This is a genomic window from Enterococcus italicus, assembly GCF_023743875.1.
Lineage (GTDB): Bacteria > Bacillota > Bacilli > Lactobacillales > Enterococcaceae > Enterococcus_G > Enterococcus_G italicus.
Genome location: NZ_JAMRVB010000001.1, coordinates 790,946 through 813,725 on the forward strand (window position 1 = coordinate 790,946; position 22,780 = coordinate 813,725).

Sequence of the window (22,780 nt, forward strand, 5' to 3'; positions counted from 1 at the left end):
TTTCGTAAATGCTAGTTTATTCAGAAATTAAATGATAAAATGATGAAAATTATGCGAAAATGATATAAGAGGGGGAGACTATGTCACAACTACTTTATAAAAGCACCCGTAACGATAAAAATTTGGTCACAGCATCGCAAGCCATTCTTCAAGGATTAGCTGAAGACGGCGGACTCTATGTACCAGTTAAGCAACCAGCTATTACACTAGATTTTGACGTGTTGCAGCATGCGACCTATCAAGAGGTGGCCTATGAAATTTTAGCCGCCTATTATACAGATTTTACTGAAGAGGAATTAAAAGCTTGTATCACAAATGCCTACAATGAAAAGTTCGAAACGCCATTGATTGCGCCATTAAAAACAGTCGGATCAGATAGTTATTTGGAGTTGTTTCATGGGCCGACCATCGCCTTTAAAGACTTGGCCTTGTCGATTTTGCCGCATCTAATGACGACTGCCGCTAAGAAAAATGCCGTCGAAAATGAGCTAGTCATCTTGACAGCGACTTCTGGTGATACAGGTAAGGCGGCAATGGAAGGTTTTGCAGATGTGCCTCATACGAAGATTATTGTCTTTTATCCAAAAGATGGTGTCAGCAAAATTCAAGAGCGACAAATGCGTACGCAACGTGGCGACAATACTTATGTTGTTGCAGTCGAGGGAAACTTTGACGACGCTCAAAGTAAAGTCAAGGAATTGTTTAATGATCAACAATTACGAAAAGAGTTACTTAGTCAAAACAAACAATTTTCTTCCGCGAATTCTATCAACATTGGTCGCCTGATTCCACAAGTCGTCTACTATGTCTATACCTATGCACAATTGGTGAAGCAAGATGAAATCAAAAATGGCGAATCCATTAATGTCACTGTACCGACTGGAAATTTTGGTAATATCTTAGCGGCACACTACGCAAAGGCCATCGGTGTACCGATTAATAAGCTGATTTGTGCATCCAATACAAACAATGTCTTAACGGATTTCTTTGCTACAGGTACGTACGATCGCAATCGACCATTTTTTGTCACGTCTTCACCATCAATGGATATCTTAATTTCTAGTAACTTAGAACGACTATTATTTGAAATCGGTGGTGACAATGTCCAAACCATTCAGCAGTTGATGGCCGCACTTTCTGATCAAGGAAAGTATGATATTCTTCCTGAGATGCGTGAAAAATTAGGCGAATTCTATGCTGATTTTGCGTCATTTGAACAAACAAACGATGTCATTGCACAAGAATTCGATCGTCATGGCTATGTGCTTGATCCGCATACTGCAGTAGCCAAAGCTGTCAGTGATCGGTACAAAGAAGAAACAGGGGATCAAACGAAGATGGTCATTGTATCGACGGCCAGTCCTTATAAATTCCCTCAAGTAGTGGCGCATGCTCTTGATGACACCGCTACAGCTGAATCTGAATTTGACTGGATTACGCTGGTCTTTGAGCAAACCAACTTATCGGTTCCGAAAGCAGTTAGTGACTTGTACCGCTTGCCGATTCGCCACGAGCGAGAAGTGGCGATTCAAAGCATGCGTGACTGTGTCAAAGAGATTTTAGTAATCGACTAGTCAACGTAGAATATAATTAGGCGTCACTAAATTTGATTTAAACGACGAGTAAACATAAAAAAGACCATAAAATCCAGAAATTTGAGAACCAACTTCTGGATTTTATGGTCTTTTTGCTTCGATTTAAACAAGTCTATCTACCATCTGAAAATCTATTCATAATCGCTTCGGTAAAATTTTAACACTAGGATTGTTTGGCTAATCGCTAAGTAGAAAAAGAGAATGGACACTAAAAATATTCCTTGTTCATGGAAAAAGCGATAAGAGAATGCTGCACAGATTGATCCGACGACAAAGGCACCCACTACTAGCAAGTAATGCATAAATGTATCAAACGCTGCCTTATCCCTTGTCACGACATAATCATGTAATCCTGCAGCCAGGCCTTTCATATTTCCTGTTGTGAATAGGCTAGTATAGGCGCGGCCATTGATTTTATCAAAGGAGATCCACTGGGCGGCAGTCGCAAAAGAAATTGCCATCGTAACGAGTGTTGGATGGGAGTTAATACTTCTAAAACTAATCAGTAAAAATAAAATTGCTTCACCGTACAAAATAATAAGGCGCCAAAATGCCCAGCCTTTTAGTCTGAAATAGCGCATCATAAATTTACCAGTAAGTACGCCTAAAAAGAAAAAGAGTACCGATAATAATTTTTGGCCCGTGCCACTCCACTCACCATTTACAGCTTGAGAAATTGATAGTACTAAGTTACCGGTTTGGGCAGAGGCGAATGCGCCGTAATGCGTATAGGTGTATAAGTCCACAGCGCCGCCTATAAACGTCAATAAAAGCCCAACAGACCGAAACTCATGGAAATTATTTTTCATTTTGTCACCTTCGATTCAATATGTTTTCTAGTTGCGTCTAAAGAAGTTGATACCTTCTTCAATTCCCATCAATAAAATTACTGCTCCGGCAATTTGCGCAACCAGTAAAACTGTTTTGAATGGGTTAAATATTAATAAGATTCCTACCAATAGAATCAAGAGATAAAAAATCTTTCGAGGTAGGGATGGCTCATTTACAATTCGGCGAGCTGGCTTTTTGACGAATTTTACCAGACCATAGATGACAAATAGAATACCAAAAAAGATTGGAATGATTGATACGATTGGTTTAGCAAGGACCAAAATAGCTAAAGCAGCCACCAAAAGTAGCACACCACTTATTAGGCCAAAACTACTCATGCCTTCTTGTCGGTTGCGGAAAGCGACGACTAGATTTAGCAAACCTAAAAATGCTGTATAGCCGGCGACTATGTATACGACGCCATGAAAAATTTCATTTGGTCGAAAAAGCATGAATCCTCCGATAAGTACCAAAAAAATCATACGTAAAAGCGCGTATTTTTGTAATTTTTCAAAAAATTGTGTCATTTTTTTGCACCTCATTTTCTTTTTTTCTATTGTAACGTATTTTTTCATAGAATGAAATGAATAGCAAGGTATCATTGCTGTTTTCCATTTTTTTCAGCAATTGAATTGATTGTCATCTGTTGTTCCATTCAAGAAGTCGTATGGTAAAATAAAGAGAACAGTCTCAAACAAAGTAAGGAGGAAGAGTATGTCATTACAATTTATTTTAGGTAATGGATTTGTCGATCATCAAAAAGAATACCTTACAATGGCGCGGGAGTGGCTAAAAAAAGGAACTGATTATCAGGTCTTTTTTTTGGTTCCAAACTACAATAAATTTGAGCGTGAAATGACATTATTGCATGGACTAAAAGAAGATCAAACTGAGAGCTTTGCGAGTATTCGTGCGCAAGTGTTTAGTTTTCAACGATTAGCTTGGTATTATCTGCAAGAAATCGAAACCTATCAGACAAAGCAGACAATCAGTGAGTCAGGTGCCAATATGATCATGCAAAAAGTGCTAGTTGAACACCGGGCAGATTTGCAGCTATTTCGTGGTGAGATTAGCAAGCTAGGGTTTGTCCAGCAACTCGTCTCTTTATATGCCGAGTTTCAACAAGGGGGCGTGTCAGTTGAAGCATTACACTTAATGGGTGAGAAGGACAATGCATCAGCTGAAATCGAAGAAAAGCTGCATGAACTATCTCAAATTTTTGGCTGGTATGAGCAGCAGCTACTTGAAAAAGAAGTGTCCCTTGCACAGCCTTTGATTGAGTTAACCAATTACTTGGTGAGCAAGCTCATAAATGTGAGTGAGTTTTCAAAGACGATGTTTATCATTACTGGCTTTTCGTCCTTTAAACCAGATGAAAAAGGCTTAATCGCAACGCTGATGCAGCTCGGACAGGTGAAAATTGACTTGCTTTTAGATCACCCGGCACTGAATACGTCACCGTTGGATTTATTTTTTGATGCACAAAAAACGTATGATTATTTCTTGAATTTCGCAAAAGACCAAAGCATTCCGATTCTTTTTGATAACAAAGTGGTGGCGAACGATCAATCGGATAATCGCTTTGTTGTGGAGCAATTTTTCCGCCAGACGCAAAATGGACAGACTTTCATAAAAGACAAAGCCGTGGATGATTACCTCCATGTGTGGCAAGCTGATTCCATCCAAACAGAGATGCATCAAGTCGCCTTGGAAATCAGGCGAATCGTGGCTGGCGAGACCGAGTTAGGCAAAGAGAAGACGTATAAAGATATCCAGCTTTTTTTAGCTGAGGAAGATAAGTACCGACCGTATTTAGCTAGTATCTTTGCTGAGTATGAGATTCCAGTCTATGTCAATGAAAAGAAAAAGATGGTCCAGCATCCATTGGTTCAGTTTTTGGAGACTATCGTGGATTTGGATCGGTATTATTATCGTTTGACTGATATTATTCGTTTGTATCGTACAGAATTGTATGTCCCACACTATGTAAAAGAAGCCTATCCAGATTTTTCGAGACAACAAATACAATTTCAACAGTTGATTGATGTGACAGAAAACATCGCGCTTGCCCAAAATTTCCATGGCAAACGATGGATTTCTGCGAAAGATTGGCAAGTCTATTCTTTTGATGCAGAGCAGGAGATGCCTGTCGAAACGACGGATCTATCACTAAAAACCAACAAGCTACGGCAGGCGTTTCGTAGAGACATCCATGGTTTTTTAATCAAAATAAAGCAAGCTGAGACGTTTGCTGAAGCTACACGCATGCTGTATGACTTCTTACTAAAAAATGGGGTCGATCAGCAATTGCTCGCTTGGCGAAATGAAGCAGTCCAAGCCGGTGAACTCGATCAAGCACGCAATCATGAACAAACATGGTCGGCATTAATGGCGACTTTCGATGAGTTTGTCCATCTATTTGGGGACACGCCATTTGATTGGTCTGTCTATACGAATTTGTTAATTCATAGTTTGACGAATGTGACCTTTGGGAAAATCCCTACGTCCATCGATCAAGTTCAAGTCAATCGCATCGATCTTGCTCGTCCTGCACAGGCCGAAGTCGTTTTTGTCTTAGGTGCGACCGAGACAGCATTACCTAGAAAGCAAGAAAATCAAACCTTACTTGACTCAAATGAAAGAGAATGGTTAAACGAACAACTTTTAGGTGAACGACTAATGGACCCAGTCAAAGAAAATCTAAGAAAAGAACCACATGTCGGCTATAGTTTACTTTTGGCTGGAGCGAAGCGGACGTATCTCAGCTACCCAGCTAGCTCAGAGACTGAACAATTCGTCAAGCCGTCGCCCTATATTCAGCGATTACTCGACTGGCAGATGGTCACCGCTACAAAAAAAGCGAGTCTAAAAAAAGAAATAGTACCGACCGAAGTAGTCGGCACCTATCGCGGTCTGATTCGCCGGATTAGTCAGATTGAACGCCAATCTAAGCAAGAAAAACTGCCATTACCGACAGTGTGGCGTCAATTGAAACAAAAGGTCTTGCAGTCGCCGTTACGTGAAGTAGCAGAAATGGTCTTTATGAGTAGTGATTTTCAAAATATTCCTGTTTCATTAACGAAAGAGCAGGCTGAAAAACTGTACGGGTCCTCTCTTTATAGCTCGGTCTCTCGACTAGAGACGTATCACAACTGTGAATACCGCTACTTCGTCCAGTACGGCTTACGCTTAAAGGAACGCGATATTTACGGCTTAACTCCGGCTGTTACGGGTGAATTTTTCCATGATGCCTTGGATCGCTTTTTAAGTCTATTGATCCGTGATCAGTTATCGTTGACCAATTTGACAGAAGAAATGAGGCAGTCTTTGGTCGAGGAAGTGTTGAAAAGTATTTTTGGCGATGCACGCTATCAAATATTAGCGAGCTCGTCGCGGATGATGTTTTTATACCATCAACTATCCCAAACCATTCAGCGGGTCTCTTGGGTCATCCAAGAGCAAGCGAAACGCTCAAAATTTAGTCCTGCACAGACCGAAGTATTATTTGGCCAAATTGCAGCGAAGAAAGGCATTAGCGGACTAGAAATTCCGTTAAATAATGGTGGTAAGCTCCATGTCAGGGGCAAGATTGACCGCATTGATCATGTGTACGTTGGCGATCAAGCTTATATCGGCGTGGTGGACTACAAATCGAGTGCCCATGATTTTTCGATCACTGATGCCTATTACGGGTTAGCGATGCAGCTGTTGACCTATTTAGATGTAGCTTTAATGGATGCAGCCGAGCTAATTGGACAAGAAACTGCCAAACCAGCGGGCGCCTTTTACTTGCATGTACAAGATCCAATCTTGAAAGAAGAGGAAAATCTTGATCAACAGCGACTGAAAAAATACAAGTATACCGGCATTTTTATGAATGATGCCTCACTCTATCAGGCGTATGATCAGTCTCTAGAGAAATCACAAAACTCAGATGTCTTTCCAATTCGCATGGACAAAGATGAGCACTATCAAATAGTGTCTCAAAGCAAAGATAAATTTTATACAGAGGATGAATTAAACGTTTTACTCGATCACAATCGGCAAATGATGAAGCAAAGTGCCGAAAAATTATTGCAAGGAACCATTTCTTTAAATCCTACTTTACAACTCAAAAACCAAAAACGAGCATGTCAGCATTGTCCGTTTCGATCGGTTTGCACGTTTGATGCCATGTTACCTGAAAATAATTATCACAAAATCGAGACGCTATCTAAAAACGCGGCGATTCAAAAAATGGAGGAGGGCAATCATGAGCATTCCTAAAAAGCCTGAAGGAGTCATGTTTACTGATGATCAGTGGCAAGCAATCTTCGAAACAGATCACCATCTACTAGTTTCTGCGTCTGCTGGGTCAGGCAAGACGCGGATCTTGGTTCAGCGCGTGATTGAAAAGCTGAAAAACGGTGTGAATATCGATGAACTATTAGTCGTGACTTTTACAGAAGCTGCCGCCAGAGAAATGAAGCAACGAATCGAAACCGAATTACACAAAACCATTCAGCAGGCGAGGTCAGAAGCGATGATTCAGCATTTTCGCAAACAATTGACGCTCTTACCAATGGCGCAAATCTCAACACTGCATTCGTTTTGTCTCAAAGTTATTCGTCGCTATTATTACTTAGTCGAATTAGACCCTGGTTTTCGCTTATTAACGGATGAAACAGAAGCGCTACTGATTCAAGAAGATGTGTGGAATGAATTAATGGAAGAGGAATACGACGCCTCACGTCCTGAGTTCTTTCAGTTACTACAAAACTTTTCAAGTGACCGTTCAGATGAACCAGTCACAGAAATGATTTTACGCGTCTTTCAATTTTCAAGAGCGAATCCACAGCCAGATGTCTGGCTTAGAAAGCTGAGTCAGGCTTATGAGAGTGGGCAGTCGATTGCTGATTTGCCAATTTATCAGTCAATCATTAAGCCTGCACTTGTCGAGCTTATTACGACTATGGTCAATCGCTTGCAGCGCGCGATGCAACAAAGTGAAGTTGAAGCCTTATTAGAAAAAGCCTATCAATTACTTGCAGCTGAATTCGAACAACTAGTGGCTTTAAAAGAGGCCATCCTTTCTGACCAAATTGATGACATGTACGTGCGCCTGACGACTCCCATTTTTGCTAAACGATACCCGAGTTACCGCAAAGAAGAAGTGAAGATCCTATCTGAACCTATCAAACGGATCAGAGATGAAGTCAAAAGTCAGTTTGACACAATGAAAGAATACTTTCCTTATGATCCGAAAGTGATGGGTGACTTAATGCGTCAATCGCAACCACTTGTGAAAGAAATTTCGCGACTGACTGAGTTATTTGCTGAGCGGTTTCAACAGCGGAAATTGGAAAAAGGACTGTTGGATTTCAATGATTTAGAGCATTGGACATTGGCGATATTGACGAATGAACAAGCCGATGTCTCACCACAGACTTTTTACCGTCAACACTTCTCAGAAGTCTTAGTGGATGAGTACCAAGATATCAATCGCTTGCAACAAGCAATCCTTGAAAGGGTGGCACAAGCCAATCCGGGGAATTTATTTATGGTCGGCGATGTAAAACAATCGATTTACTCGTTTCGTCTTGCCGACCCGACGTTATTCATTGATAAGTATGATCACTATCGGCAGCACCAAGATGGGGAAAAAATTGATTTACGAGAAAACTTCCGCTCACGTGAAGAAGTGTTGTCGTTTACCAATTTTATTTTTGAACAACTAATGGATCGGAAAGTAGGCCAAATCGATTACCAAGATGAAGCAAAACTGGTCGCTGGGGCAACCTATTATGAAGATCAAAGCGAATTTTTTGAACCAGAAATTTTACTCTATGAAAAAGAAAATGAAGAGGAGCTTGCTTTCTTTGATACAAAAGCAGAAGGTGAAATCCATTTGGTCGCGCAAAAGATTTGCCAATTACTTAACAATCAGCAGACCATTCTGGATCGCAAGTCGATGACCATGCGGCCGATTCGCTATGCTGATATCGTGCTCTTGACACCGACTAGAGGCAATCATTTAAAGATGGTTGATATTTTTAAAGAGTATGAGCTACCGCTTGAACTTAACGATGCCCAAAACTATTTTCAAACGACTGAAATTCAAGTGATATTGAGCTTGTTACAAATTATTGACAATCCCTTACAAGACATTCCTTTTGTCAGTGTGTTGCGCTCGCCAATTGTTGGACTGACTGAAGATCAATTAGTCACATTGCGACTTGCTAAGCGCGATGTGACATTCTACCAAGCATTTCAAGTGTATTTAAAAAATGGCACCGACGACGTCAATGATCCTTTGCAAAGAAAAGTGCAGAAGTTTGCCAATCAATTGGAGCGTTGGCGAAAAGTAGCCCGTAAAGTAGCCGTGGCTGATTTATTATGGCTGATTTATGATGAGACGGCCTATCCTGATTTCATGCTTGGGTTGCCATCTGGTAAGCAGCGCTATGCCAACTTAATGGCGCTAGTGTCCCGAGCCGAGGATTATGAAAAGACGAGTTTTAGAGGGTTATATCAATTTATTCGGTTTGTCGAAAAAATGCGCGAAAAAGACAAGGATTTGGTCGAACCAGTCGCTGAAATGACCGGTGATGCAGTGAGAGTCATGACCATTCATGCTAGTAAAGGACTAGAATTTCCAGTCGTCTTTTTGATGGATGCAACGAAAGAATTAAATATGCAAGATTTACGGAAAAACTATTTATTGGATGAGAACGAAGGGATAGGAATCCAATACCTATCCTCGCAACGTGTCCACTATGCGACGCTTCCCTTTGTGGCATTGAAGCAAGTGAAACTAAGAAAGCTATTATCTGAAGAAATGCGTAAGCTTTATGTCGCCTTGACGCGAGCCGAGCAAAAGTTGTATTTAGTAGGATCTTATAAAAACAAACAAGAAGCCTACAAAAAATGGTTGACTGTTCAATATGAAGAAGAGCAATTTTTAGATGAAGCAAGCCGCTTAGTAAGCAAGACTTCATTAATGGATTGGATAGGCAAAACATTGGTCCGTCATCCAAAGATGCAGCAGTATTTTGAGCATGCGGAGTCAATCGTAAAAACAATTGACCATCCAGCAAAATTTGCCCTTCATTGGTATACAGCCGAAGAAATTTTAGAGCAAAGAAGCACATGGTTTGCTCAATTACACGTCACTCATCCGACTTTAGAGACGGCTAAAGAGTATGAAACGATACCGACTGTGTTGCAAAGACGCTTAGACTTTCAATACCCACATCAAAAAGCGACAATGACGACAAGCTACCAGTCCGTCTCAGAAATCAAGCGACTCTATCAAGATCCAGATGACATGGAGGATAATCGGTATGACTGGTTTGCATCCCAAGAGGACAAAAAAGGCTATCGACTGGTCAATCAAGGACTAGCTGTCCCAGAATTTATGAAAACCAAGCGTCTTGATCCGAGGTTCATCGGCCAAGCGACTCACCGTATTTTACAGCACTTGCCATTAGCGACTGACTGGGAGAGAGTAGCGTTTGATGCGTGGCTTGAAGAATTTTACCTTCACCAAGGATTTCCGGATGACCTGATTGCGGCCATTGACCACGAGGCGTTGTGGTGGTTTTATGAGTCGGATTTGAGAAAAATGATGAGCCTACATGCTGATTGTGTGCAGCGTGAGCAGCCATTTTCTATGTTGCGGCAAGCGAAAACAATCTATCATAACTTTGGCGACGATGACGCAGAAGTGTTGATTCACGGAATTATCGATGGCTACATAGAATTTGAGGACGAAGTGATTTTGTATGATTTTAAAACCGATCACATCTCAGCAGCTAAAACTGAAGAAGCACTTATTGATAGCTACCGGGGCCAATTAATGCTCTATAAAGAAGCATTGCAAAACGCACTAAAAAAACCAGTAAAATCTGTTTATCTTATCTTGCTTTCTCAGAAAAAAATGGTAACCTTATAAAGGTGTGCGGTGCCCTGAGCACCACTTCTTACAATTGGTAAGAATTATGATAGAATACCAATAAAGAGGTGATTGAAATGATAGAAGTAGAAAAATGTGATTATACTCTTTGTCCTAAATTTGAAAAAGCCTTTTCAATTTTAGGGAAGAAATGGAACGGACTAATCATCCAAGTTTTGCTCGAACAACAAGAACAACGTTTTGTTGAATTGTCTAAAAAAATCCCAATGCTAAGTGATCGGGTGTTATCTGAACGACTACGTGATTTAGAAGATGAAGGCATCATCGAAAAAAGCGATAGTCATTACCGATTAACTGACAAAGGATTAGGCTTACAAGAAAGCTTTGAATCGGTCAAAATATGGAGCGAAGAATGGTGTCATCCGGAAAGCTAGTTGATTTTTCGTCAGTTCTTTAGTAGAATTTACACATAACAAAATGAAACCAAAAAATGTTGATGGAAAAGAGTAGTCTTTTTGTGATTGATCAGGGAAGCTTATCATAGACTGAGAGTAAGCACAATTTACGAAAGATGAAGTTCACTTCCGGAGTTTGCTTGATTGATTCAAGCCGGCAATTCTGTCGTTAAGTAATGAAGTGCGTGAGTAATTCACGAATTAGGATGGTATCGCGAGCCCTCGTTCCTTTATGGAACGAGAGGCTTTTTTTATTTGTGGAAAAGGGAGGAACAAGTCCATGTCATTGCAAGAGAAGCTGGAGAAGTTAAAAGAAGAAACACTGAGTAAAATTGAATCAGTGAAAGATCTAGTTGATTTAAATCAAATTCGTGTCGAAACATTAGGCAAGAAAGGTCCAATTAACGAAGTGTTACGGGGGATGAAAGATCTTTCTGCCGAAGAACGCCCAAAAGTAGGAAGCTTCGCCAATGAAATTCGTGATAATCTAAGTCAACGAATCGAAGAACGAAAAGCACAGTTGGAACAAGCTGCGTTAAATAAAGCTTTAGCAGAAGAAACCATCGATGTTACGCTGCCAGGTAAGCAAGTAAATCGCGGAACACGTCATGTGTTAACTCAAATTATGGAAGAAATTGAAGATATTTTTATCGGTATGGGCTATCAAGTCATCGAAGGCAATGAAGTCGAGCGAGATCATTATAACTTTGAACGCATGAACTTACCTAAAGACCATCCAGCGCGCGATATGCAAGATACGTTTTATATTTCAGAAGAATTACTGATTCGTACACATACGTCGCCTGTCCAAGCACGGACGATGGAAACACACGATTTTTCTAAAGGACCATTACGAATGGTTTCACCAGGAAAAGTGTTCCGACGTGATACCGATGATGCTACACATAGTCATCAATTCTACCAAATTGAAGGACTAGTTGTTGACAAAAATGTCACAATGGGTGATTTAAAAGGAACACTAGAAGTATTAATGAAAAAAATGTTTGGTGAAGATCGAAAAATTCGTCTTCGTCCTAGCTACTTCCCATTCACAGAACCATCTGTAGAAGTTGACGTTAGCTGCTTCAAATGTGGCGGTGAAGGCTGCAATGTCTGCAAGCATACTGGTTGGATTGAAATTCTCGGTGCTGGTATGGTGCATCCAAATGTCTTAAAAATGTCAGGAATTGATCCTGAAGAATATAGTGGCTTTGCATTTGGCTTAGGTCCAGACCGGATTGCAATGTTGCGTTATGGAGTCAATGATATCCGTAATTTTTATTTAAATGATAGTCGTTTCTTGACTCAATTCAAGGGGGAGTAAGTACATGTTCGTTTCATATAAATGGTTGAATGAATTAGTTGATCTGGGAAGTGTTACACCCAATGAACTAGCTGATAAAATGTCGGTCACTGGGATAGAAGTAGAAGGAGTGACCGTCCCAGAGGCAGGCTTGAAGAATTTGGTTGTCGGAAATGTCGTTGAATGCATCGATCATCCTGACTCAGACCACTTACACGTTTGTCAAGTCGACGTCGGTGGAGAAGAATTGTCCCAAATCGTATGTGGCGCGCCTAACATCAAAGCTGGTGTCAAAGTTATTGTTGCGTTACCTGGTGCCAGAATTAAAGACAATGTAAAAATTAAAAAAGGGAAAATGCGCGGACAAGTATCAAATGGTATGATCTGTTCACTACAAGAACTAGGTATTAGTGACAGTGTAGTTCCAAAAGAATACTCAGAAGGCATTTATTATTTACCAGCTGACGCAACACCGGGTGAGAGTGTTTTTCCATACTTAGAGATGGATGATAGTATCATCGAATTATCTATCACGCCAAATCGAGCTGATGCATTAAGTATGCGGGGTGTGGCATATGAAGTGGGTGCCATCTATAATCAAACACCGAAATTTTCTGATGAAGTGTTGGTTGAAAGTGATCAGCCTGCAAGTGAAAAAATCGCAGTGCGTGTGACCGATGAACAACTCGTTCCAGCTTATCAAGTGCGCATTATTGAAGATGTGACGATTGCGCCGAGTCCTGTCTGGTTACAAAATCGCCTAATGAATGCAGGCATTCGCCCAATCAATAATGTCGTTGATGTAACCAATTATATTCTATTGCTATTTGGTCAACCATTACATGCTTTTGATTACGACCGAATCGGATCAAAAGAAATTGTTGTCCGTCAGGCTACTGATAAAGAAGAATTAGTGACTCTGGACGGGGAAACACGGGTTTTATCACCGGAATCATTAGTGATTACCAATGGCGAAAAACCGATTGCTTTAGCCGGTGTGATGGGCGGCCTGGACTCAGAAATCGTGCCTGAAACGACAACTGTCGCGTTAGAAGCAGCGCTATTTGATCCGATTTCAATTCGTCGTTCAGCCAAACAATTCCATTTGCGTAGTGAATCATCTGCGCGCTTTGAAAAAGGCATCAATCAAGCAACAGTCGCTCAAGCATGTGATGTCGCAGCTGCGATGATTGCCAAATTAGCTGGAGGTACGGTCTTAAAAGAGGCAGTAGTCGCTAGTCATGTGGAGCCAAAAGACGTAACTGTATCCATTAAATTGGATCGCATTAATCGCTACTTAGGTACATCTTTGTCACTAGCTGGTGTCGGAGGGATTTTTGATGCACTAGGATTTGCCTATGAACTAACAGGGGAAGAATACACGGTATCGATTCCACCTCGTCGCTGGGATATCAGCATTGAAGCAGATATCATTGAAGAAGTGGCTCGTATCTATGGCTATGATCGTTTACCTTCAACCTTACCAACTGGCGAGACAGTCGCAGGTGCATTGACTCGTTCCCAACGCATCACAAGAGCCATTCGTAATGTAATCGAAGGCGCTGGCTTTTCAGAAGCAATCAGCTATGCCTTAACGACTGAAAAAAAATCCAATCAATTTACCATGCAAGCAAGTGAGCTAACACGTCTTGACTGGCCGATGACCGAAGACCGTGCTGTATTACGAATGAATTTAATTAGCGGGTTGTTAGATGACTTGGCTTATAATATCGCGAGAAAGAACCAATCACTTGCTTTCTATGAAGTAGGTCGTGTCTTTTATCAAGCAGGCAATCCTAAAAAAGAACTACCAAAAGAAGAAATACATCTTGCCTTTGCGCTAACGGGTGAAATCAAAAGCAAAGACTGGCAAACAAAACCACAAGCGGTTGATTTTTATCAATTAAAAGGAGTGTTAGAAACATTATTTGACAGTCTATCTTTAACAAAGGCAATTCGTTTTGTTGCGACAGATGCTATCGCAGAACTTCACCCAGGTAGAACAGCGGATATCTACTACGAAGATCACCGCATTGGCTTCATCGGTCAAGTTCATCCTGCGACTGCAAAAGAATATGACATTGCCGAAACATATGTTGCTGAGCTGAATCTAGAAGCGGTTATCGCGCTTTCTGTTGGCGAGGTACGCTATCAATCCGTATCGAAATACCCAAGCGTCAGTCGTGATATTGCCATGTTGGTAAAAGATGACGTGGCCAATCAAGATGTAGTTGATGCCATTCAAGCAGTAGCTGGTAAATATTTGACTCAAGTGAAAATATTTGATGTGTACCAAGGTTCTTCAATCGAAAAAGGCATGAAATCTCTTGCGTACTCATTAACTTTTAGTAACCCAGAAACGACGCTGACAGACGAAGAAATTCAAAAAGCAATGCAAAAAGTAGAGAAAAATCTACAAGAATCACTTAAAGCTGTCATCCGATAAAAAAATACCTATCAAGTTGTTTGTTTCCAAACTGCTTGATAGGTATTTTTCATTTGCATTGATTATGCAAAGTATTGAATGCCCATGGCTTGTTTTACTTCAGATAAAGTCTGCGCAGAGACTTCACGGGCTTTTTCACTTCCTTGTTGCAATACGGACATCACGTATTCAGGATCTTTCGCCAATTCTTCACGTCTGGCACGAATCGGACCAAACGTCGCTTCTAATACATCAATTAAGTAGCGTTTAATTTTTACGTCACCTAATCCACCTTGGCGATAGTGATTTTTAAGTTCTTCAATATATGCTTTATCCTCGCCAAAAACGTCTAGATAAGTGAAGACCATGTTGCCTTCGACATTCCCTGGGTCTTCGACATGAATATGATTCGGGTCTGTATACATACTCATAACTTTTTTCTTAAGAGTATCTGCTGAGTCAGCTAAGTAGATCCCGTTGCCTAGAGATTTACTCATTTTACCATTGCCATCGATACCAGGAAGGCGCCCCATGCCTTTTGGAGGTAAAACGGCTTTTGGATTAACTAAGACTTCGCGATAGGTGGTGTTAAATGAATGAACAATTTCTTGAGTTTGTTCCAGCATCGGCTTTTGGTCTTCACCCACAGGAACAAGATTGGCTTTAAAGGCAGTGATATCTGCCGCCTGTGAGATTGGGTAGATGAAGAAGCCAGTCGGTACACCTTCACCGAATTGTTTTTGCTCGATTTCAGCTTTGACTGTGGGGTTACGCTTCAATCGATTGACACTAACTAAATTTGCGTAATACATTGTCAATTCAGCTAATTCTGGAATTTGTGATTGAACAAATAGAGTAGATTTTTTCGGATCTAAGCCGACAGCTAAATAATCCAGAGCGACTTGTAAGACATTTTTCGCTACTTTTTCAGGATTCTTTGCATTATCTGTCAATGCTTGTACGTCAGCGACCATAATAAATAATTTATTCTCGACATCTTCTTGCATGGCAACGCGTGTTTTTAATGAACCAACATAATGCCCTAAGTGAAGTTGGCCGGTGGGGCGGTCCCCAGTAAGTATTGTATTCAAATTATTCACCTTTTCTTTAAATGATTAACTTTATCTTACCTTTTTTTCAAGATGATGACAACAAAGCATCATTGGTTCTGAGTAGAAAATTTTGTAGCAACGATTACGACTTGGCCTCCTATTCGGTCGCATCTGAGAGAAGTCCATGCAAAAAAAAAGCAAGGTAACTGGATGTACCTTGCTTTTTTCTAATTAAACTGGTAATTATATGAGTTGATCTTTTTTTAGCTTCGCTACTTATGCCAGTAGAAGTTTTTATACTACATTTGCTAAAAAACAGACGAATCCTAATGCAACTAGAGGTACTAAAATACCACCAATCATAAAATTCCGCCTACAATCTCAATTGCAATCACAAGATAGGTAATAAAGGTGGGAACCCCTATACTTCCAAAAAGCCAAGTGTTGATTGCAAATCGGTTACTTTAGCAATCCCGTATACGAGCATTGATACTCCTAACATAATGCGCACGAGAACTAAGCCAAGTGCTTATCGGTTTACTTTTTCCATCTTCATTCCTCACTTTCTGTTTAATAGATTTCAACTATATCTTACTTGAAGTAATCAATAAAGATGCTTATACTTGCTAAAATTTTATCGAATAAACGGCAGACGTTTTTCATTTTTAGCAATAATGGGTATAATAAAGAAGATTATGTGAAAAGAAGATTATGTGAAAAGAATTTTGAATGACTAGAGGGATAAAGTATGGACAAAAACCAGCCGATTGGTTTTATTGATTCCGGTGTTGGCGGATTAACAGTTGTCAAAGAAGCATTAAAACAACTGCCGAATGAAAATATTATCTACCTTGGGGATACAGCGCGTTGCCCTTATGGACCCAGACCAGCAGAGCAAGTAATAGCCTTTACGTGGGAAATGACCCGTTTTTTACTAAATAAGAACATCAAAATGCTCGTCATTGCCTGCAATACAGCAACGGCAGTAGCATTGGAGGAAATAAAGAAAACATTATCGATTCCAGTGATTGGAGTTATTTTGCCAGGTTCTCGAGCTGCCATCAAAGCGACACACACCAATCAGATTGGTGTTATTGGCACAGAAGGGACTATCAAAAGTGCAAGCTATGAACGAGCGTTACAAGAAAAATCACCGAAAGCCAAAATTCTTAGCCTAGCTTGCCCAAAATTTGTACCGATTGTTGAAAGTAATCAATTTCAGACATCAGTGGCCAAAAAAATCGTTGCTGAAAGTCTTCGCTATTTTGAAAAACAACCTGTTGATACGCTAATTTTAGGCTGCACGCATTACCCCATTTTGCGTCCTTTGATTCAAAATGTGATGGGCTCCAAGGTCAAATTAATTGATTCGGGTGCTGAAACAGTGGGTGAAGTTAGTACCTTGCTTGATTATTTCCAAATGGCTAATACGACGCTTACGACGGAGCGTTCGATGACTTTTTACACGACAGGATCGACGAAAATGTTCGATCAGATTGCAAAAGAATGGTTAAAAGAAAACACGATTTTATCTAAACATATCGCACTTGGGGAGGAAAAGTCATGAGATACGATGGCCGCTATGAAAAGAGCAAACGACAAACAAAAATTGAAACCAATAACCGAAAGTATGCATTAGGATCGGCTACCATTCACCAAGGAGATACAATTGTCAGTTGTGCAGTAAATTTGTCCGGCAGTCAGGACGGCTATCAGTTGAAGCTTGTACAACTGATAGCTCCGATGGCAAATAACCAAGAGCTGACTAAAAAGCAAAAAAGTAGCGAGCTTTTTCTAGAACAACTATTAAATGGGGTTCTTAGCGATACCAATCTAGGAGGAAAAAAATTACATATCGAAGTGGTTGTTGAGCAAGATGATGGGAGTTTTTTAGCTGTTGCAGCCAATGCGATGTATTTAGCCCTTCAGCAAGCGTGCGACACACTTACTCGTAGAAACAATCAATCGAATTCAGGAATTAGTCAAGGGTTCGCGGCGATTCAAGTCGCCTTCATTACGCCAGAGATTCCTTTAATCGATCCAGATAGACATGAAGAATTACAAGCTCTTATTGAAGCGACTGTGTGTGTGAATGAAGCAGGTGAGTTTTTAGCGGTCCAGTTTGATAATAATGGTCGGCCATTTGGCATTAATGAATTGAATGGTGTGTTGATTAGCGGTACGGCCGTGGCACAAGAAGAAATTCAAGAACTAAAGAGCCATCTTTATACACCCTTTACCCCAATGAAAGAAGACAAAGTAATCGTGATTGCGACAGGTAACGAAGGCAAGGCACGTGAATTTGCAGCATTATTTGAGAAAAGTGGCTATCAAATTAAAACAATGAAAGATTTCCCAGAATTGCCCGATGTGGCGGAAACAGGTCAGACGTTCGCTGAGAATGCTCGCTTAAAAGCAGAGACGATAGCGACGATCATTCAAGCGCCTGTCCTAGCCGATGATTCCGGTCTAAAGGTCGATGCACTTGGTGGATTGCCAGGTGTGTATTCCGCACGATTTGCTGGTTTACAAAAAAACGATGCTTCCAACAATGCCAAATTAATGTATGAGTTGACAGACGTTCCTGATGAGAAACGTACGGCACAATTTCATTGTACACTTGCCTTAGCTGCTCCCGATAAAGAAACATTGGTCGTCGAGGCAGAATGGGAAGGACGCATTGGAAGGATTCCTAGAGGGGATAATGGCTTTGGCTATGATCCGTTGTTCGTGATCGACCAAAATGGGAAAACAGCTGCCGAATTGACCGCTAAAGAGAAAAATGAACTAAGTCATCGTGCAAGAGCAATTAAAAAATTAGAAGAGCATTGGCTTGAATGGTTGGAAGGAGTAGAAGAATGAAGTATTTAGTAATGAGTGATAGTCACGGTGATCGTGACATTGTCCAAAAAATTTACGATCAATTTAAAGGACATGTTGATGTATTTCTCCATTGTGGCGATTCGGAATTACCAGCCGAGGATCCGCTATGGGAATCAATTGTTGTCGTTCAAGGTAATTGCGATTATGATACAGGTTATAAAAAAGAACAACTCGTGCGTACAAAAAATGACCGGATCTATCTGACACATGGTCACCTCTATCAAGTGAATTTTACAATGACACCGCTAGAACTTCGTGCAAAGGAAGAAAAAGCAACGATTGCATTGTTGGGTCATACGCACAAAATTGGATGTGAGTACATTGATGGCACACTATATGTAAATCCTGGCAGCATCTCTCAACCAAGAGGGCTACCATACAAAAGTTTTGCAATTATCGATAGCAACGATGATACATTTGATGTCAGTTACTATGATCGATCTGCTCAGAAGATCCCCGATTTTACTTTTTCTTTTAAAAAAAAAGTAAATAATTGATAATTTCATTTATTCAAAAAAGTTAATTGGTATAATATGGTCAGAATTATCATAGGAGGACGCATACGTGATAGGAAAAAAAACAAGAGAATTAATGGAAATCCCAGAAACCGATTTTATTATTCCAGCTGACAATGTTGCGACTGTCTTGTATAACCATCCTTTGGAACATGCGTTGTTAGTATTGTCAAAAGTCGGATACAATCAAATTCCAGTATTAGACTCAGATGATCGTCTAGTTGGCTTAATTAGTCTGGCGAACATTGTGAATCGCATGATGGGCCTGACTGGCTTTGATGAAAAATTAATTGAAAATTTAACAGTTGCTGACGTGATGGAAGTGAATGTCCCTTGTGTAGCTGACAATGATTTGGAAGATATTTTGCATCTATTGGTTAACCGCTCCTTTTTACCACGAGTTGATGAACAAGGTGTTTTTTGTGGAATCATTACACGAAAAGAAATCTTAAAAGCGGTGAATCATTTGGTTCATCGTTTGGAAAAAGAGTACATACTACTTGCAAAAGCACCCATGAAAAACCACGCATAATAACGAGAGGGATGCTTTTGAACCATAACAACTAAAAGACGGTAGAATCTAAAAGTTTGAGAAACAACTTCTGGATTACACCGTCTTTTTGCTAATTGCTGAAAAATCTGTCTCAGCTTATTACTGTATTTATTTATTCGTAATTATAGGTTCGTTTGGAATAGTAAAGCCTTCTGCCAATAATGAGTTGATTGAATCGCTCAAGAGTTCTTCTTTCACTTTGTACTGAAAGCCATTTTTGGTATAAAGTGTTGTACGGATAGCATAATTACCATTGCCAATATCTACTAGACCAAACACAGAAGGGGGAGTAGTGATGCTGTCTTTGTAAGAATCTTCAATCCGTCGATTCGCTTGCTCGATAATCGCGCGGATATCTGCGATACCTTCGCTTGGATTAATGCGAACATCGACAATCACCTGCATATCTGCACGAGATGTGTTACTGATGGTCGTGATATTACGATTTGGAATAAAGTGGACCGTGCCATCAACAGCTTTAAGTTGCAATGTACGTAGACCCACACTCGTAACTGTTCCTTCAACATCTAAATTCTTAAGTCGGATATAATCCCCAACATCAATTTGTTGCTCCATAATGATAAAAAATCCCGTAATGATATCATTCATAAACCCTTGTGCACCTAGGCCAATCGCTACACCAGCAATCCCAGCACCAGCCAGTAATGATCCGACCGGTACACCTAAGACGGAGAGAATGGAGTATAAGAAAAAGAAGCCAATCGTGTATTGCACAATATTACGAATCAATGTATGAATGGTCGTCATTCGACCAGCATTCAGATTCATACGTTTGCCATAGGATTGATATGTGCGATCAATGACAGCTATCGCGATTCGCCAAATAAGTAAAAATAAGAGCATGAGAAAAATAAGCATTAATGCTTTTTGAATAATAATGGCTATAATCGCTTCCCAATCAATGGCTTGCCACCATTTTTGGAACGCATTTAATTGTTTTTCTGCAGGTGCAATAATGGAACTATCAGAACTAGAGGTAGTGCCAACACCAAAAAAAAGACCGAACATAATTAGTTTGATTCCTTTCTTTCTGTTTTTCTCATTTTACCATACAGAAAATAAAGAAAGAAGAGGTGTCGCTTATGATAAGTGTACGCCTTTATCGACGAAAATAACTTCACCAATTATTCCACTAGAAAGTGGGCTCACTAAAAATGCACATGCATTGCCGACCTCTTCGATAGTAACTCCAACATGGTCAGGGGTACGATCTTCTGATAATTGAATTAGTTTTTGATAGTCTTTGACACCCGTAACGGCCAATGTTTTGATTGCTCCAGCTGACACGGCATTGACGCGAATCTTTTTAGGAGATAAATCAGCAGCTAGGTACCGAACGGAAGCCTCTAAAGCTGCTTTCGCGATGCCCATCATATTGTAATTTGGTACAGCACGCTCAGATCCTAAATAGGTTAACGTTACGATACCGCTATTTTCAGCTAAGATTGGTTCAGCATAGCGTGTCACTGCGATAAATGAGTAACTACTTACATCTTGTGCTAATGCATAGCCCTCACGAGAGATTTCTGTCACGCTACCTTGAAGATCGTCTTTATTTGCATAAGCAATCGCATGGACCAGTCCGTGAATTTCGCCAGCGTATTCTTTGATTGTAGCGAAGGCTTGTTGAATGCTCTCATCATTTGCAACGTCACATTCGACTAAAAATTCAGATCCTTCCAGTAATTTTTCCAAAGATTTTTTTATGCGATCGTTTTGATAGGTGTATATAACTTCTGCACCTTGTTGTGTTAATGCTTGTGCGCAGCCCCAAGCGATACTTTTTTTATTGGCTACACCCATTACTACGATTTTTTTTCCTGTTAAAAAGCTCATATTGTCACTCCTTAATCCTGTAGACACGAAATTATCACAAAAAAGATTTATGATTTCTTATTATTATAGAAAAAACTTTGATTGTCAAACTAAATATATTCTTTATATATAACTATTGCTAAATTCATTTATCTATGATACTTTGATAACCAAAGTATTAATCCATGAGAAAAGAGGATGGCAATGAAAAAGTTTTTAACTGAAACCGAAGTGATGGATTTGATTCCAAATCGTTATCCCATTATTTATATTGACTACGTAGATGAGATTGAATCAGGTAAAAAAATTATTGCAACGAAAAATGTCACGATCAACGAAGATTTCTTTCAAGGGCATTTCCCCGGAAATCCGGTTATGCCAGGTGCATTAATAGTAGAAACATTGGCACAAGCAGGCTCTATTTTGATTTTAAAATCAGAGGAATTCGCAGGACATACTGCCTATATCGGTGGTATCAATAAAGCAAAATTTCGTCAAAAGGTAGTACCGGGCGATACAATTAAATTATCGTTTGAAATCACAAAAATGAAAGGGTCAGTCGGTACAGCGGACGCGATTGCAACAGTTGAAGGAAAAATCTGTGCACAGTGTGAATTCACATTTATCGTAGGACCAAAATAAAAGGGAGTGTGACAAATTTTTGTCATACTCCTTTTGCTTTTACAGTGTTATTATTTTGCTTCTTGTAAAATTTTGATGTTTACAATTTTAACTGGATTGACTGGTTTTGAATTTTCTCCAGAATCATTAGTGGTTACTTCTTCACTTGCAATCTTATCGACGACACTCATCCCATCGATTACTTGGCCAAATACAGCATAATTACCATCTAGAGAAGGGGCACCGCCTTTTTTGTAGGCATTAATAATTTTTTCAGGATAGTACTGAATCGCCAGTCCATCAGAAACATCTTCATTGTTTTGGACAATAAAGAATTGACTTCCTAGACTATTGGCTTGGCTACTACTTGCCATCGAGAGAGCGCCACGAATGTGGTACAGTTGATTTGATATTTCCGCGGCAAATCCTTTACCCCAGATACTTTCACCACCACTACCCGTGCCTTCAGGGTCGCCACTTTGAATCATAAATTCATCAATCACCCGATGAAAAATTACCCCATCATAATAGCCTTCTTTAGCATGCGTAACAAAATTTTCAACCGCTTTTGGTGCTATTTTAGGAAATAATTTGATTTTGATCTCGCCATCAGTCGTACTCATCAATACGACTGTTTCATCCTCTTTAATTGTAGTATCTAATTGTGGTAGATCGAGACTATTCAAGTCCACGGTTGATGAGGTCGTCTCTGTCACTGAAGTCTTTGTTTCTGAAGTTGTCGTGCTGCTTTTACTTTGACAAGCCCCCAAAACGAGACCCAAACTTACTAAAATTACTAAGCCAAACTTTTTCTTAA

At 40.0% G+C, this 22,780-nt stretch carries 17 protein-coding genes and 1 other annotated feature; of the genes, 11 read left to right on the forward strand and 6 right to left on the reverse strand.

The window, feature by feature from the left end; all coding sequences use genetic code 11:
- The first annotated feature begins 80 nt into the window (after window positions 1-80).
- Window positions 81-1,574, forward strand: a complete 1,494-nt coding sequence (thrC, locus tag NE257_RS03835; RefSeq protein WP_251885813.1) for a threonine synthase — start codon at window positions 81-83, stop codon at window positions 1,572-1,574.
- Window positions 1,575-1,726: 152 nt separating this feature from the next.
- Here thrC and NE257_RS03840 read toward each other — a convergent pair whose 3' ends face one another.
- Both NE257_RS03840 and NE257_RS03845 read right to left on the reverse strand, forming a co-directional pair.
- Window positions 1,727-2,404 (reverse strand): YoaK family protein, encoded by a 678-nt coding sequence (locus NE257_RS03840; RefSeq protein WP_007208353.1) that lies wholly within the window; start codon window positions 2,402-2,404, stop codon window positions 1,727-1,729.
- A 27-nt stretch (window positions 2,405-2,431) separates the two neighbouring features.
- A complete protein-coding gene (locus tag NE257_RS03845; protein ID WP_251885814.1) occupies window positions 2,432-2,953 on the reverse strand; it encodes a DUF308 domain-containing protein in 522 nt (173 codons plus the stop codon).
- A 187-nt stretch (window positions 2,954-3,140) separates the two neighbouring features.
- On the opposite strand from NE257_RS03845, the gene NE257_RS03850 reads away from it, so the two are divergent.
- The 5 genes from NE257_RS03850 to pheT all read left to right on the forward strand — a co-directional run bounded on the left by NE257_RS03850 (window position 3,141) and on the right by pheT (window position 14,524).
- Window positions 3,141-6,692, forward strand: coding sequence for a PD-(D/E)XK nuclease family protein (locus NE257_RS03850; protein WP_251885815.1), 3,552 nt, complete (start codon window positions 3,141-3,143; stop codon window positions 6,690-6,692).
- Window positions 6,676-10,359, forward strand: a complete 3,684-nt coding sequence (gene addA, locus NE257_RS03855) for a helicase-exonuclease AddAB subunit AddA (RefSeq protein ID WP_420871137.1) — start codon at window positions 6,676-6,678, stop codon at window positions 10,357-10,359. Before NE257_RS03850 ends, addA begins: the two co-directional genes overlap by 17 nt.
- Window positions 10,360-10,436: 77 nt before the next feature.
- Window positions 10,437-10,754, forward strand: coding sequence for a winged helix-turn-helix transcriptional regulator (locus NE257_RS03860; RefSeq protein ID WP_007208349.1), 318 nt, complete (start codon window positions 10,437-10,439; stop codon window positions 10,752-10,754).
- 50 nt (window positions 10,755-10,804) lie between these two features.
- Window positions 10,805-11,008 (forward strand) — a binding site (T-box leader).
- A 47-nt stretch (window positions 11,009-11,055) separates the two neighbouring features.
- Window positions 11,056-12,099, forward strand: a complete 1,044-nt coding sequence (gene pheS, locus NE257_RS03865) for a phenylalanine--tRNA ligase subunit alpha (protein WP_251885817.1) — start codon at window positions 11,056-11,058, stop codon at window positions 12,097-12,099.
- A 4-nt stretch (window positions 12,100-12,103) separates the two neighbouring features.
- Window positions 12,104-14,524: a phenylalanine--tRNA ligase subunit beta gene (pheT, locus tag NE257_RS03870; protein ID WP_251885818.1), complete on the forward strand. Its 2,421-nt coding sequence runs from the start codon at window positions 12,104-12,106 to the stop codon at window positions 14,522-14,524.
- A gap of 62 nt (window positions 14,525-14,586) precedes the next feature.
- On the opposite strand, the gene trpS is transcribed toward pheT, so the two are convergent.
- On the reverse strand, window positions 14,587-15,594 hold the full coding sequence (trpS, locus tag NE257_RS03875; RefSeq protein ID WP_040366586.1) for a tryptophan--tRNA ligase: 1,008 nt from the start codon (window positions 15,592-15,594) through the stop codon (window positions 14,587-14,589).
- 709 nt (window positions 15,595-16,303) lie between these two features.
- On the opposite strand from trpS, the gene racE reads away from it, so the two are divergent.
- The 4 genes from racE (at window position 16,304) to cbpB (ending at window position 19,485) form a co-directional block, all read left to right on the forward strand.
- Entirely contained in the window at window positions 16,304-17,122 is an 819-nt protein-coding gene (gene racE, locus NE257_RS03880) for a glutamate racemase (RefSeq protein WP_251869043.1), read from the forward strand.
- On the forward strand, window positions 17,119-18,417 hold the full coding sequence (locus tag NE257_RS03885; RefSeq protein ID WP_251885819.1) for an XTP/dITP diphosphatase: 1,299 nt from the start codon (window positions 17,119-17,121) through the stop codon (window positions 18,415-18,417). The genes racE and NE257_RS03885 overlap by 4 nt, the downstream gene beginning before the upstream one ends.
- On the forward strand, window positions 18,414-18,935 hold the full coding sequence (locus NE257_RS03890) for a metallophosphoesterase (protein WP_251885820.1): 522 nt from the start codon (window positions 18,414-18,416) through the stop codon (window positions 18,933-18,935). The genes NE257_RS03885 and NE257_RS03890 overlap by 4 nt, the downstream gene beginning before the upstream one ends.
- Before the next feature lie 67 nt (window positions 18,936-19,002).
- Window positions 19,003-19,485 carry a cyclic-di-AMP-binding protein CbpB gene (cbpB, locus tag NE257_RS03895; protein ID WP_007208341.1) on the forward strand — a complete coding sequence of 161 codons (483 nt, stop codon included), beginning with the start codon at window positions 19,003-19,005 and terminating at the stop codon, window positions 19,483-19,485.
- 129 nt (window positions 19,486-19,614) lie between these two features.
- Here cbpB and NE257_RS03900 read toward each other — a convergent pair whose 3' ends face one another.
- Together NE257_RS03900 and fabI are read right to left on the reverse strand one after the other, a co-directional pair.
- Window positions 19,615-20,535 (reverse strand): mechanosensitive ion channel family protein, encoded by a 921-nt coding sequence (locus tag NE257_RS03900; RefSeq protein WP_007208340.1) that lies wholly within the window; start codon window positions 20,533-20,535, stop codon window positions 19,615-19,617.
- A 72-nt stretch (window positions 20,536-20,607) separates the two neighbouring features.
- On the reverse strand, window positions 20,608-21,363 hold the full coding sequence (gene fabI, locus NE257_RS03905) for an enoyl-ACP reductase FabI (RefSeq protein ID WP_251885821.1): 756 nt from the start codon (window positions 21,361-21,363) through the stop codon (window positions 20,608-20,610).
- Window positions 21,364-21,546: 183 nt separating this feature from the next.
- Here fabI and fabZ point away from each other — a divergent pair, with 183 nt between their 5' ends.
- Window positions 21,547-21,984 carry a 3-hydroxyacyl-ACP dehydratase FabZ gene (fabZ, locus tag NE257_RS03910; protein ID WP_040366577.1) on the forward strand — a complete coding sequence of 146 codons (438 nt, stop codon included), beginning with the start codon at window positions 21,547-21,549 and terminating at the stop codon, window positions 21,982-21,984.
- 50 nt (window positions 21,985-22,034) lie between these two features.
- Here fabZ and NE257_RS03915 read toward each other — a convergent pair.
- Window positions 22,035-22,780: peptidylprolyl isomerase (locus NE257_RS03915; protein WP_420871110.1), on the reverse strand; the 746-nt coding region annotated here is incomplete at its 5' end.